The sequence below is a fragment of the Amycolatopsis rhizosphaerae genome, assembly GCF_007713715.1.
Taxonomy (GTDB): Bacteria; Actinomycetota; Actinomycetes; order Mycobacteriales; family Pseudonocardiaceae; genus Amycolatopsis_E; species Amycolatopsis_E rhizosphaerae.
This window is the reverse complement of the sequence record NZ_VJWX01000206.1, coordinates 1-12,077: the sequence shown is the minus strand read 5'-3', so window position 1 is coordinate 12,077 and position 12,077 is coordinate 1. Positions and strand designations below refer to the sequence as shown.

The window sequence follows — 12,077 nt, the reverse complement described above, 5'->3', positions numbered from 1 at the left end:
CCCATGAGCACCGCACCGGCCGCGTCGTAGATGGCCGGGCCGAGGAAAGCGTGCTGCTTGGGCACCAGTGCGTCACCGGCGAGATCCTGCAGCCGGTGGCTCGTGTAGATGGGCGCGGTGCCGGAGACCTCGACGAGGCTGTTGACCACCGCCGACGAGACCTTGGCCAGCTGGGCCGAGGCGAGCCGCAGCAGCGCGTTCTGGTCGTCGGTTGCGGTGTCGCCGCGCCGCACGTGCTGCCAGACCTCGTCGGTCACCTCGTAGAACCAGGCGCGAGCCGAGCGCAGTTCCGCCTCCGCACCGGCGACCCGGGTGCGGTAGTACGGCCGGTCGGCGAGCTTGGGAGCGCCGGTGACACCGCTGTAGCCCCCGCCGACCTGCTTGGCGTAGTCCAGTGCGGTCAGCGCCACGCCGGCGCCGACCACGGCGAGGACCTGCGCCGCGTAGGCGATCGCCGGGTAGTGGTAAAGCGGCTCGTCCACGGTCGGCCTGCCGCCGCGGATGAAGGTCCACTCGCGGGGCACCTCGACCTTCCGCACCACGACATCGAAGGACCCGGTGGCCCGCATTCCCACGACATCCCAGTCCCGCACGATCTCGACCTGCTCGGGCAGCAGCACGGCGGTGCGGGGCTTGCCGTCGGAGTCCTCGTCACCCGGCAGGCCGACGCCGATGCGGTCGGCACCCATGCAACCGCTGGCGAACTTCCAGTGCCCGTCGACCAGGAATCCGCGCTCGGTCGGTTCGGCGTGCTGCATCGGGAACAGCGCGCCGGCGAAGGCGACATCGGGGCCGTCGCGGTACAGCTCGGCCTGGGTCTCCAGCGGCAGCGCGGCCAGGTAGACCAGTGCGGAGCCGAAGCTCGCGACCCAGCCGGTGGAGCCGTCGACCGCGGAGATCCGCTCGATGCGGTCGAGGAACTCGGCAGGAGGGAGCGGTTCCCCGCCGAACCTGCTCGGCGTGGCCGCCCGGTAGATGCCGATCTGCTTGAGCCGTGCGATGAAGTCTTTCGGGACGTAGCGCTGCTCATGGAACTCCTGCCGCCGTTCGGCGAGCTCGGCGAGCACGTCGTCGAAGCCGACGGCGCCACTCGCGGAGCCTGCTGCCGTTCGGGCGGGTGGGGTTCCGGCGTCCGGGCCGTACACCAGCGCGCCTCCTCGTCGTCGTGGGTTGTCCCTCGACGGTAGGCAGCGGGCACATCGGGCGGAAGTGGTGATGCCCGTGACCGGCATGAGGATTCCCGCCCCTCGAATAAGGGATTCCTTCAGCGCGAGGCCGGTGCGCGCGGCTTACGCTGACCCGATGCAGGTGGATCCGCGAGCTCCTGAGCTGGTGACGGAAGACTTCGTGGCGATGCTCAACGCGAGCCGGATGTGCGTGTTGGTGCACGACGCCGCGACGAAGAACATCCTCTGGGCGAACCCCGCGGCCTGCGAGATGCTCGAGTGGAGCGTGAGCGAGCTCCGGCCGCTCAAGGCGCCCGACATGAGCAGTTCGGCGCGCCAGTACGACCGCGTGCTCGGCCGGGCCTGGCTGCAGGACGCGGTGGACAAGGGTGCCACCAGCATCAAATGGCACTACCGCTCGCGCTCGGGGCGGGTGATCCCCACCGAAGCGATCGCGATCCGCGTCGAGCTCGCGCAGGGCCCCGCCGTGATGGTGCAGTTCCGCGATATCGAGCGCGAGCAGGAGATCGAACAGGAACTCAGGATGGCGACGTCGTACATGGACGCGCTGGCGCACCGGACCTCGACCATCGCGCTGATGCTGGACCGCGCCGGCATGCTCCGGTTCGCGACCGACACCGCGCTGGAAATTCTCGGCGCCGACTCGGCAGGGCCGCTGGGCCCGTTGGAGCGCTACGGCGCCCTGCGGCTGGCCGGTCGCCCGTCCAGCTGGCAGGAGGTCTTCGACCGCGCCGCCCCGGTGACCACCGTGCAACTCGCGCTCTCCCGGGCGCAAGAGCCGGTCTGGCTCGAGGGCAGCCTCGAACGGTTGCAGGAGACCAGCGGGGAGGCGCTGCTGATGATCCTGCACGACGTCTCCGGCCGGGTGCAGGAGGAGGTCCGCCGCGAACGCGAGCTGCAGCAGGAGAACTATCTGGCGCGTTATCACGCGATGGGCGACATGGCGATGGCGATCGCACACGAGCTGGGCCAGCCGCTCGCGGCCGCGGGCAACTTCCTGGGAGGAGCCTCCCGGCACGCCGGAACGCCGGCGGCCACCGGCGAGGCGGCCGGAACCGCGGCGCGGCATCTGGTCTTCGGCATCGACAGCGCCCGGCGGCAGATCGACCGCGCGAGCGCCATCGTGGCCGCGCTGCGCGCTTTCGTCGGGCACCTGGAGCACGTGCGCCAGGTCGTGGACCTTGGCGACGTGCTGACCGAATGTCTGTACTTCGTTCGGTTGCGGGCCGAGGCGGCGGGTGTCGACGTGGTCGTGCACGAACACCCCGGCCCGGTACCCGTGCGTTGCGAACGGGTGCTGACCGGCCAAGTGGTGCTCAACCTGTGCTTCAACGCGATCGACGAGATGGCCGCGTGCGCACCGGATCGGCGCGTCATGGTACTCACCATCGGCGCCGAAGGCGGCGAAGGAGTGCTCACTGTGGACGACCTCGGCCGCGGGGTGCGCCGGGACCCGTTCGCGCAGCCGTTCACGTCGAAGGAGCACGGCAGCGGGATCGGACTGGCGCTTTCCCAGCGGATCATCACCCGCCAGCACGGCCGCATCTGGGCCGAGCGGCGTGACGGCGGTGGCTCCCGCTTCGGATTCACGCTGCCGCTCGCGCGGGAGGACGCGGCTCCGCGGTTCGGATAAGGAAAACCCTTACCGGCAGGAGAAATACTTTCAATACCGGATGCGCCCCGGCCCGACGTACGTTCGATTGGTTTCCGGCACATACCGCAGCGGGCCTCGAACGCCCGCCCGATCGCCCTGGAGGAGTCGTGCCCGAGCCGCCCCGCAAGCAGGCCGAATTCCGCGCCGCGATGGCGAACCTGTCGGCCGCGGTCAACGTGGTCACCACCGACGGCCCGCACGGCCGGGCGGGCATGACCGTGAGCGCCGCCTGCTCCGTCACCGACTCCCCACCCACCGTGCTGGTCTGCGTGAACCGGGCCAGCCGCTCGCACGACATCCTCGTCGGCAACGGCAAGCTCGCTTTGAACGTGCTCGGGGCCGGTCACGAGGACCTCGCACGGCATTTCGCCGGAGCCACCAAGGTGCCGACCGCCGAGCGGTTCACCGATGGCCGATGGGACCTGGCGACCCACGGCGTTCCCGTCCTCTCCGGGGCCTGCGCCTCGGTGGTGGGAACCATCGTTGCGGAACAGGTTTCCGGTTCGCATTCCGTGCTGTTCGTCGAGATCGACACGGTGATCACCAGCGACGACCCGGGAGCGCTGGTGTACTTCCGGCGGCGGTTCCACAGCGTCGGCGCCACGACTACGGCCGCCTGAGCGGCCGTTCAGGAGGAAGACACCGTGGACAGTGCCGACGCCGGCATCGGCCGGATGACGCTGACCTGCTACAACGACACGCACGGCTACGGCTGGCGGCACGTGGACCTGTTCGTGCACGACGCCGCTGGTCGCGAGCTCGACTGGGTGCACTGGCAGGTGTGCGAAGACGGCCCGGACGCGGCCGACGCCGCGACCGCGAAGGTCGAACCCACGCTGCGCCGGACGTCCCCCTGGCGCCATGGGGTCAGCGAGAACGGAATGGACTACTGGGTCGCCGACGCCGCTTGGGAGGAAGAATGAGCCCCGAAACCACACGCCTCCGTGCACCGTGGTCACTGCGTGAGCTCGCCGCCGAACTGAGGCAGGGCACGTCGAGCCCGGCCGAAACGCTGCGACGGTCCCGCGAGCGGATCGCGGCCACCGACTCCGCGGTGCACGCGTGGGTCGAACTCGACGCGCGACCGGATCCGGTCGCATCGGGCCCCCTCGGCGGGGTACCGCTCGGCGTGAAGGACATCATCGACGTCGCGGGCCTGCCCACACGCTGTGGGTCCGGGCTTCGCGAAGCCGCTGCGCCCGCCCCGTCGGACGCCTCGATCGTCACCGCGTGGCGCGAAGCGGGTGCGATCCCGGTCGGCAAGACGGTCACCACCGAGTTCGCCTTCTTCTCTCCCGGGCCCACCGGCAATCCGAGCGCTCCGGGACACACTCCCGGCGGGTCGTCCAGCGGCTCGGCGGCCGCCGTCGCTTCCGGCCAAGTGCCACTGGCACTCGGCTCGCAGACCGCGGGCTCGGTGATCCGGCCGGCTTCGTACTGCGGCGTCGCGGGCATGGTGATGAGCCACGGGCGGTTCCCCGTCGACGGGGTGACCGGGCTGAGCCCGAGCCTGGACAGCCACGGCCTGTACGCGGCGGGCGTGACCGATCTGGCGCTGGCCTTCTCCGCGTTGACGGGGGAACCGGACGCCGCAGCGGCACCAGCGCGCCCCGCGCGCCTGCTGCTGTGGAGCGCCACCCCGCTCGGCGTCGTCGAGCCCGCGATGCGGGCCGCGCTGGACGCTGTCCTCGGCAGACTGGTCGCCGCGGGTGCCGTGGTGGACGAGTTCCCGGACGAGCGGCTGATCGCCGATGTGGCCGTCGCCCATCCGGTGGTGATGGCCTACGAGGCGGCGCGTGAGCGGGCCGTCGAGCGGGACCAGGCCGACCGGCTGAGCGCCGCACTGGCGAACCTGCTCCGCACGGGGGCTTCCACCCCGGAAAGCGCCTACCAGCGGGCGCGACGGAGCGTGGGTGCGGCGGCGGAAACCGTGTCCGGCCTGATGCGGTCGTACGACGCGATCCTCGGCCCCGCTGCGCCGGGGCCCGCACCGCTCGGTCTCGCCTCGACCGGCGACCCCGTGCTCAGCCGCCCGTGGCAGGCGCTGGGCGTCCCGCAGCTCTCCGTACCCGCACTGTCCACTGCGGACGGACTGCCGTTGGGGGTGCAGTTGATCGGCCGCGACCGTGAGGAGACCGCACTCCTCGCGACCGGATGCTGGGTCGAGCGGGCACTGGCGAACTGAACACCCCCTTCGTCACACCTCCACGCGGTGGGTGAGGATGTCGCGAACGAGTGCCCCCAGGCTCTGCGCACCGGTTTTGGCCTTGATGCGCGCCCGATGCACGTCGATCGTCTTCACGCTGGTGCCCAGCGTCCGTGCCACGACCTGACTGGACAGCCCTTCCACGACCAGCCGCAAGACCTCCCGTTCGCGCTGGGTCAGCAACTCCAGGCGCCGGACCACGTCACGGCGCTCGGCGTCCACGGCGAACCGATGGCGCGCCTGTTGTTGCTGCCGCTGCACCACTTCGAGGATTTTCTGCTGCTCATAAGGCTTCTCCAGGAAGTCCACGGCGCCGCGCGTGAGCGCGCGCACCGACATCGGGATGTCGCCGTGGGCCGAGCAGAAGACCACCGGGGCGGGATAGCCGCGCTCGGTCAGCTCCTCCTGCAACTGGAAGCCGCTCATCCCGGGCATGCGCACGTCGACGATCACCACCGCGGGCTCCCCCGGGTCGAACTCGGCCAGGAAGGTACCGGCGTCCGGATAGGTCAGCGCCTGGATTCCCACGCTCTCCAGCAGGAACGCCAGCGACTGCCGGAGTCCCTCGTCGTCGTCCACGATGTGGACGACCGCTTCCTCCGTCATGGCTTCGACAGTACCGAGACCGACGGGTGGTCGGTCGCGAAATGGTCCGGCAGCGGCGCGACGAACACGTTCTCCGTACGGGTGCGGGTGATCCGCCAGACACCCCCCTCCTTCCGGAAGGTGTTGTTGAGCCTGCTCGAGCGCAGCAGGGACTTCCCGTCCGAGAACAGCCAGGGCTGCATGTGGATCCACTGGCCGTCGGCGGTGTCACCGTGGACGTGGATCTGCTCCGACGTCAGGTAGTGCGCGTTGAGCAGGAGCGCGGGGTCCCGCTTCTCGCCCCAGAACCGCTGGAAGTGTTCGCGGATCGCCTGCTTGCCCTCGGCACGCCCGAACTGCCCGTCGTAGTACTCACCGACCCCCTCCCACACCGCGTCCTCGGTGTAGAGCTCGAGAATCAGCTCGATCCGCTCGGCGTCGTCCTGCACGCCGTACTCCGGAATCGGCGTGTCACACAGGAACATGTACCGAGCCTGGACACGACGGATGTCGGCCTCGCCCTCCAGTACCTCCACCCTGCGGCTCAGTGCTGCCAAGGTGTGTTCGGTCATCCTCGTTGTCCTCTCCCGCCGCGGTGGTCGGCACGGTCGTCTCCGGTCTCCGGCCGGACCGGCACCCCGGTGCCGCCGCGCAGCTGGGGTCCACGCAGGCGGAAGATCGCCTCGAACTCGCGCATCCGCGCCGCACGGTACTCCGCGACGCCGCCGGGGTCGTAGTGGTAGAAGCCGGCGCCGTCCCGCAGGCCCCGGCGGTGGCCCGCCATGTTCTCCTCGATGATGTCCGGGTGCCGGAATCGTTCGCCGAGCCGCGCCGCCAGGTAGCGCGACGCGTAGTAGAGGATGTCGCCGCCACCCCAGTCGATGAACTCCAGCGGACCGAGCACCGAGAAGCGCGGGCCGAGCCCCGCCCGCACCGCCAGGTCGATGTCCGCGGGGCCTGCCACGCCCTCCTCGACCATGCGCGCCGCTTCGTTCATCACCAGCGCCTGCAACCGGGGCACGATGTAGCCGGCGGAAGGCCCGCACACCACCGGAATCTTGCCGACCCGTTCGAGCAGTCCGGTCAGCCGCGACACCGCGTCCGGATCGGTGTCCTCGCTGCGGCTCACCTCGACCAGTGGCATCAGGTCGGCGGGGTTGAGCCAGTGGGCGTTGACCGCCCGGCCCGGCCGGTCCACCAGCTCGGCGATCTCGGTGACCAGGAACGTCGACGTGGTCGACGCGATCACCGTTGATGCGCCGACCTGGGAACACACCCAGCCCAGCACGTCCCGCTTGGTCTCCAGGACCTCCGGCACCGCCTCGAACACCACGGCCGCTCCGGCCAGCCCCGCGGGCTCCCGGCCACACACCGTCAGCCCGGCGAGCGCCGCGTCGTCGCCGAGCTTGACGCTCAGCTGCTCCGCCAGGTGAGCACGAACCCGTTCGGCATGGGCGCGGTGCTCCCGCGCGGTCCGGTCCTTGACGTCGGCCAGCACGACCGGCAGGCCGGCCGCCAGGAAGGCCAGCGCGATACCCTCACCCATCCGGCCGGCACCGACCACCGCGATCTCGTCGGTCACGACGCGAAGCCCTCCCGCAGCAGCCGCGCCAGTTCGTCCCGGGACAGCCCGGCCAGCCCCAGGCTCTCCAGCGTGCGTCCCTCGGCGTAGAGATCGCGGCCGGTCACCGCCGAGGCGATGGTCAACAGGCCCTCGGCGACCGGCACCGGCACCCCGGCCCAGTGGCCCACCGACACCAGCAGCGACAGGCCGAGGCGGGTGTCCTCCAGCAGGTAGCGGTGGCCGAGCAGGTCGATCTTTTCGCGCCAGTCCCCGCTGTCGGTCAGCTTCTCGTGCGCGGCGCGGCCGTACATCCACTCCTCGCCGTCCGTGGCGTAGTGGTCGGCCAAGGGGAAGTGCGGGGCCTGGTAGCCCAGCGACTCGCGCAGCGCGACGCGCTCGGCGTCGAGCGCGTCGGTCACCCGGCGGATCGACGGCTGGGTGCCTTCGTTGTGGATGTCCCAGGCGTCGAAGTGCTCCAGCGGCCCGGCGTTCATCAGGATCAGCGGCGGATGGATGACCGGCCCCGCGTTCATCAGCGCTCCGCTGAGCCCGTCCCCGGCGTCCTCCACGCTCGGGTACGCCGCACGCAGGACATCGAACGCCTTACCAGCCAGCCTGCTCGGGAACACCCCGGTCGGCAGGCGGGTCGCGTAGCCGCTGACCACCACTTCGGTGTCGCCGTGCCTGCGGGCCAAGTACGGCAGCGTGCCCGTTTCGGCGAAAGCGACGTCGGCGAGGTTGCCCGCTTCGGCCATCGCCTTGCCGAACAGCACGGAGCCGAGGGTGCCTGGCGGCAGGAACACCACCTGACCGTCGGCCAGCAGCGGGGCGAGCCGCGCTGCCAGGTCCTGATGGGTGGTCGAGGGCAGCGGGACGACGATCAGCGTGGCTTCGCGCACCGCCTCCGCGAGTTCGGTGACCGGCCGGATCGCACCGTCGTCCTCGCCCACCGGCACCTGTCGTGTACCACGGTGGTCGCGGACCGTGATAGCCCCCGCCGTGAGAACGTCCCGGTGCGCATCCGCGTCGCGCCGCCACCACCGCACGTCGTGCCCGGTCTCGGCGAGTTCCGCCACCGCGGCCCAGCAACCGTGCCCACCACCAAGGACTGCGACCTTCACCTCGCGGCTCCTTCTTCCCGTGCCGGAATTCCCTTGACCGCCTCGGCGTCGCGCTTCTCCAGCGCGAGGCTGCGCCGGAAGTGTCTGCAGCCGGTCCCCAGCAGCACGATCGTCAGCACCGACGCCAGGCCGTACACAATGGACAGTGAAGAGCCGACCATCTTCGGGTTCCCGAAGACCCGGTCGGTGACCAGGGCGACCAGCGTGGTGCCCAGCGCCAGTCCGATCAGGTTCGAGATCAGCAGGAAGATCGCCGACACCTGGGCGCGCATCTGGTTGGGGCTGAGCACCTGCATGGCGGCGGTGGAGGCGGGCATCGGGAACGATGCGAAGAACATGGCCAGCACCAGGAGCACCAGCGACACCCACAAGACCCCGACCTGCGTGAACGCGATGACCGGGACCACCATGCCCAGCGCACCGATCACCCCGGCCCGCATCGCGGCGTCCGGGTGCCCGCGCCTGGCCAGCATGTCGATCAGCCAGCCGCCGAAGAGCACACCGCTGCCGTTGGCCAGCAGCACCACGACACCCAGCAGGTAACCGGCCTGGGTGGGGGTCAGCCCGAAGGCGCGGATGTAGAACGCCGGGGTCCACGCCATCATCCCCAGCAGCACCAGCGCGTAGAACGAGAAGCCGAGGTAGTGCGACGCGAAGGTCTTGCGGTGGCCCCACAGGAACGCGAACACGTTGCGCAGCGCGACTTTCTGCACGCCGCCGTCGGTGTCGCGCTTGAGGCCCTTGCGGTCCGGGTCGCGCACGGTCAGGAACACGAGCAACGCCAGCAGCAACCCGGGCAGCCCGACGATCAGGAACGTCACCTGCCAGCTGCGCACCTCGCCGACCAGCGGCAACGCGACGGTGTCGACCGATTTGAGCAGGTTGATCACGTAACCGCCGATGACGAAGGCCGCGGCGCCGCCGATGAACGACCCCAGCGAGTAAGTTCCGTACGCCCGGCCGAGTTTGTTCTTCGGGAACATGTCACTGAACATCGAATACGCGGAGGGGGAAAGCGCGGCCTCGCCGACTCCCACCCCGATCCGGGCCAGGAACATGTGCACGAATCCCTTGCTGAGCCCCGAGACGGCGGTGGCCAGGCTCCAGAAGGCAACACCGATCGAAATGATCAACGGCCGCGACCGCCGGTCCGCCAGGATCGCTATGGGCAACCCCATGAACGAATACAGCAGGGAGAACGCCAGCCCGCTGAGCAGGCTGAACTGGGTGTCCGTGAGGTGCAGGTCGCGCTTGATCGGTTCGATCATCAGCGACAGAATCTGCCGGTCGACGAACGAGAAGACATAGGCGGCCGTGCAGACCGCCACCACGTACCATTGATACCGATACGATTTCCCCTGCTCCGGCAGAAACTCCTCGGTCATCCGCGGTCCCTTCGCATTCCGGCTCCTTCGCCAAGGCCCGCCGAAATCGGCTAACGATGGCGTGTCCGGTACGCTAATTATGGGTGATCGCCGCCACAACTGGTGTTTCCCGCTAGGGCCATGAAGGTCCCCCCGAGCCGGATGAGGAAATCCCCTACACGGCGGGGAGGTCCGCCGATGAGCCGGACGGCGCACCGGCGAACGCCTCCTCCGGGCGTTGACGCGTTTTCAGCGTCCCGCCGTCCGTCGCGGTCAGACCAGGTTCTCCGGGGTGTCGAGCACGAGGTCCAGCAGTCCGGGGAAGCACGAGTCCAGGTCGTCCCGGCGCAGCGACAGGATCCGCTCCGCCCCATGAACGCGCACCAGGAGGATCCCGGCTTCGCGGAGCACCTTCTGGTGATGCGAGAACGTGGACCTGCTGATCTGGAGCCCGGCGTCCTGTTGCAGCCGGGTACACGGGGATTCGCCCTTCTGCGCCAGGGCCCGGACGGTCGCCAGGCGCCCGGGGTCGGCCAGCGCGGCGAGAACCTTCGACAACCGTAGATCGGTCACGGGCGGGTGGGGTTGCTCCAGCACGACACTCATGCCTTCCATCCTAGGCCAATGTCGAATCTCGTGATACTGTTCGACGATCTTCGACGTTCGATGATTTTCGACATAAGGGAGTGGGATGAGCACCACCGAGGACCGGCGATGGCTGATGCTGCCGGTGATACTGGCCGCCTTCTTCATGTACGGCTTCGACGGCAACGTCGTGAACGTGACGATCCCGTCGCTCCAGGCGGACCTCGGCGCCGGCGAGGCGGCCCTGGAACTGGTCGTCGGCGCCTACGTCTTCACCTACGCGGCCGGACTCGTGCTCGGCGGGCGCCTGGGCGACCTGTTCGGCTACCGGCGGATGTTCCTGTTCGGAATGACGAGCTTCACCGTCGCCTCCGTGCTGTGCGGCCTCGCACAGAACTCGACGGAGCTGGTGATCTTCCGGATGCTGCAGGGGCTGACCGCGGCCGGCATGGTGCCGCAGGTGCTCGCCCTGATCATGGCCGCGTTCACGCCGGAGCAACGCCCGCGCGCCCTCCTCTGGTTCGGCGTGACCGGCGGCCTGAGCGGCGTCTGCGGCCAGGTCCTTGGCGGCCTGCTGCTGGTGTCGAACCTGTTCGACCTGGGCTGGCGGGTGATCTTCTTCGTCAACGTCCCGGTCGGCGTCGTCGTCCTCGCCTTCGCGCTGCGCCTGCTGCCCACCGCCACGTCGGGACGGCGGCCGAGCCTGGACGGCATCGGTGTCCTCGGCATTTCCGGTTCTCTCGCGCTGGCGCTGGTGCCGCTGGTCCTGGGCCGCCAGACGGGGTGGCCGGTGTGGGCGTGGGCCCTGCTCGTGGCCTCGGTCCCGGCGATGACCGCCGCACTGCTGTGGGAGCGCCGGGTGGCGCGCACCGGCGGCCGGCCGCTGCTGGACCTGACGTTGTTCCGCAGCAAGGTCTTCAACGCCGGGCTTGCCATCAACGCGGCGTTCATGGCCTTCTTCACCAGCTACCTGTTCTGCCTCAGCCTGCTGTTGCAGTCCGGGCTCCGGTTCAGCGCGCTCCACGCGGGCCTGATCTTCGCTCCCACCGCGGTGTTCGCGATGGTCGCCTCGCTGTCCGGCAAGCGCCTGGTCGCCAAGCACGGTCTGCGGGTGCTGACCATCGGCTCGCTGATCACTGCCGTCAGCGTCCTGATCGTGGCGGCCGGCCTGCAGATACAGGGCGGTGGGATCTCCCAGGCCGTGCTGCTGGTCTCCACCGCGCTGATGGGCATCGGCAACGGCCTCATCCTGCCGTCCCTGATCGGCGCTCCGATGGCCGGTGTCAAGCCCGACCAGGCTGGTATCGCGTCGGGCATGCTTTCCACCACGCAACAGTTCGCCAGCGTGACCGGCATCGCCGTGCTGGGCGCCCTCTTCTTCGCCAAGCTCGGCGACCACCCGGGCCGAGCCGCCTACGCCCCCGCCGCCGAGCTGGCCGCCTGGGTCGCGCTCGGCATCATCCTGGTGATGGCGGCCCTCGTCAGGGTGCTGCTCCGGGCCGCGGCCGCTTCCGCAGCCGAGGTGGAACGCGAAACGCCCGACCTGGTTCCCGCGAGGGCGTGAACACAGTGCTCATCACCGACCGCCAAGGCACGGGCAGCCGGACCTCCTCGCTCTCTCAGCCGGTGTGAAGGATCCGAAGGCGATCGGGTTCGGCTGGATCTCGATCAACGACCTGGACCGGGGTCCAGGCCCATTGCCCCAACGCCGATGCCCGCCTTGAGGGGCACCAGCCCCAGTCCTCACGGTGGGACACAGGCGCCTGAGGGTGGGACACGCCCGGAGGAAGGGGCGCGCGCCGGGCGAGTCG

Annotated in this window: 12 protein-coding genes; 5 read left to right on the top strand and 7 right to left on the bottom strand. The window is 69.9% G+C overall.

The window, feature by feature from the left end; genetic code table 11:
• The coding region (locus tag FNH05_RS20310) for an acyl-CoA dehydrogenase family protein (protein WP_246127852.1) at window positions 1-1,145 on the bottom strand (1,145 nt) is incomplete at its 3' end.
• 157 nt (window positions 1,146-1,302) lie between these two features.
• Here FNH05_RS20310 and FNH05_RS20305 point away from each other — a divergent pair.
• The 4 genes from FNH05_RS20305 to FNH05_RS20290 all read left to right on the top strand — a co-directional run bounded on the left by FNH05_RS20305 (window position 1,303) and on the right by FNH05_RS20290 (window position 5,026).
• Window positions 1,303-2,820 (top strand): PAS domain-containing sensor histidine kinase, encoded by a 1,518-nt coding sequence (locus FNH05_RS20305; RefSeq protein WP_144590290.1) that lies wholly within the window; start codon window positions 1,303-1,305, stop codon window positions 2,818-2,820.
• Window positions 2,821-2,948: 128 nt separating this feature from the next.
• On the top strand, window positions 2,949-3,461 hold the full coding sequence (locus FNH05_RS20300; RefSeq protein ID WP_144590289.1) for a flavin reductase: 513 nt from the start codon (window positions 2,949-2,951) through the stop codon (window positions 3,459-3,461).
• Window positions 3,462-3,485: 24 nt separating this feature from the next.
• Entirely contained in the window at window positions 3,486-3,764 is a 279-nt protein-coding gene (locus tag FNH05_RS20295; RefSeq protein ID WP_246127851.1) for a hypothetical protein, read from the top strand.
• Window positions 3,761-5,026: an amidase gene (locus FNH05_RS20290; RefSeq protein ID WP_144590288.1), complete on the top strand. Its 1,266-nt coding sequence runs from the start codon at window positions 3,761-3,763 to the stop codon at window positions 5,024-5,026. The genes FNH05_RS20295 and FNH05_RS20290 overlap by 4 nt, the downstream gene beginning before the upstream one ends.
• 12 nt (window positions 5,027-5,038) lie before the next feature.
• Here FNH05_RS20290 and FNH05_RS20285 read toward each other — a convergent pair whose 3' ends face one another.
• The 6 genes from FNH05_RS20285 to FNH05_RS20260 form a co-directional block, all read right to left on the bottom strand.
• Window positions 5,039-5,653, bottom strand: a complete 615-nt coding sequence (locus FNH05_RS20285; protein WP_144590287.1) for a response regulator transcription factor — start codon at window positions 5,651-5,653, stop codon at window positions 5,039-5,041.
• Window positions 5,650-6,204, bottom strand: a complete 555-nt coding sequence (locus FNH05_RS20280; RefSeq protein WP_144590286.1) for a nuclear transport factor 2 family protein — start codon at window positions 6,202-6,204, stop codon at window positions 5,650-5,652. Before FNH05_RS20280 ends, FNH05_RS20285 begins: the two co-directional genes overlap by 4 nt.
• Window positions 6,201-7,214, bottom strand: a complete 1,014-nt coding sequence (locus tag FNH05_RS20275) for a 3-hydroxyacyl-CoA dehydrogenase NAD-binding domain-containing protein (RefSeq protein WP_144590285.1) — start codon at window positions 7,212-7,214, stop codon at window positions 6,201-6,203. The genes FNH05_RS20280 and FNH05_RS20275 overlap by 4 nt, the downstream gene beginning before the upstream one ends.
• Window positions 7,211-8,317 carry an NAD/NADP-dependent octopine/nopaline dehydrogenase family protein gene (locus FNH05_RS20270; protein ID WP_144590284.1) on the bottom strand — a complete coding sequence of 369 codons (1,107 nt, stop codon included), beginning with the start codon at window positions 8,315-8,317 and terminating at the stop codon, window positions 7,211-7,213. Before FNH05_RS20270 ends, FNH05_RS20275 begins: the two co-directional genes overlap by 4 nt.
• Window positions 8,314-9,702 carry a spinster family MFS transporter gene (locus FNH05_RS20265; RefSeq protein ID WP_186382644.1) on the bottom strand — a complete coding sequence of 463 codons (1,389 nt, stop codon included), beginning with the start codon at window positions 9,700-9,702 and terminating at the stop codon, window positions 8,314-8,316. The genes FNH05_RS20270 and FNH05_RS20265 overlap by 4 nt, the downstream gene beginning before the upstream one ends.
• A 252-nt stretch (window positions 9,703-9,954) precedes the next feature.
• Window positions 9,955-10,287 carry an ArsR/SmtB family transcription factor gene (locus tag FNH05_RS20260; protein ID WP_144590283.1) on the bottom strand — a complete coding sequence of 111 codons (333 nt, stop codon included), beginning with the start codon at window positions 10,285-10,287 and terminating at the stop codon, window positions 9,955-9,957.
• A gap of 85 nt (window positions 10,288-10,372) precedes the next feature.
• On the opposite strand from FNH05_RS20260, the gene FNH05_RS20255 reads away from it, so the two are divergent.
• A complete protein-coding gene (locus tag FNH05_RS20255; protein WP_144590282.1) occupies window positions 10,373-11,830 on the top strand; it encodes an MFS transporter in 1,458 nt (485 codons plus the stop codon).
• Window positions 11,831-12,077: the final 247 nt, after the last annotated feature.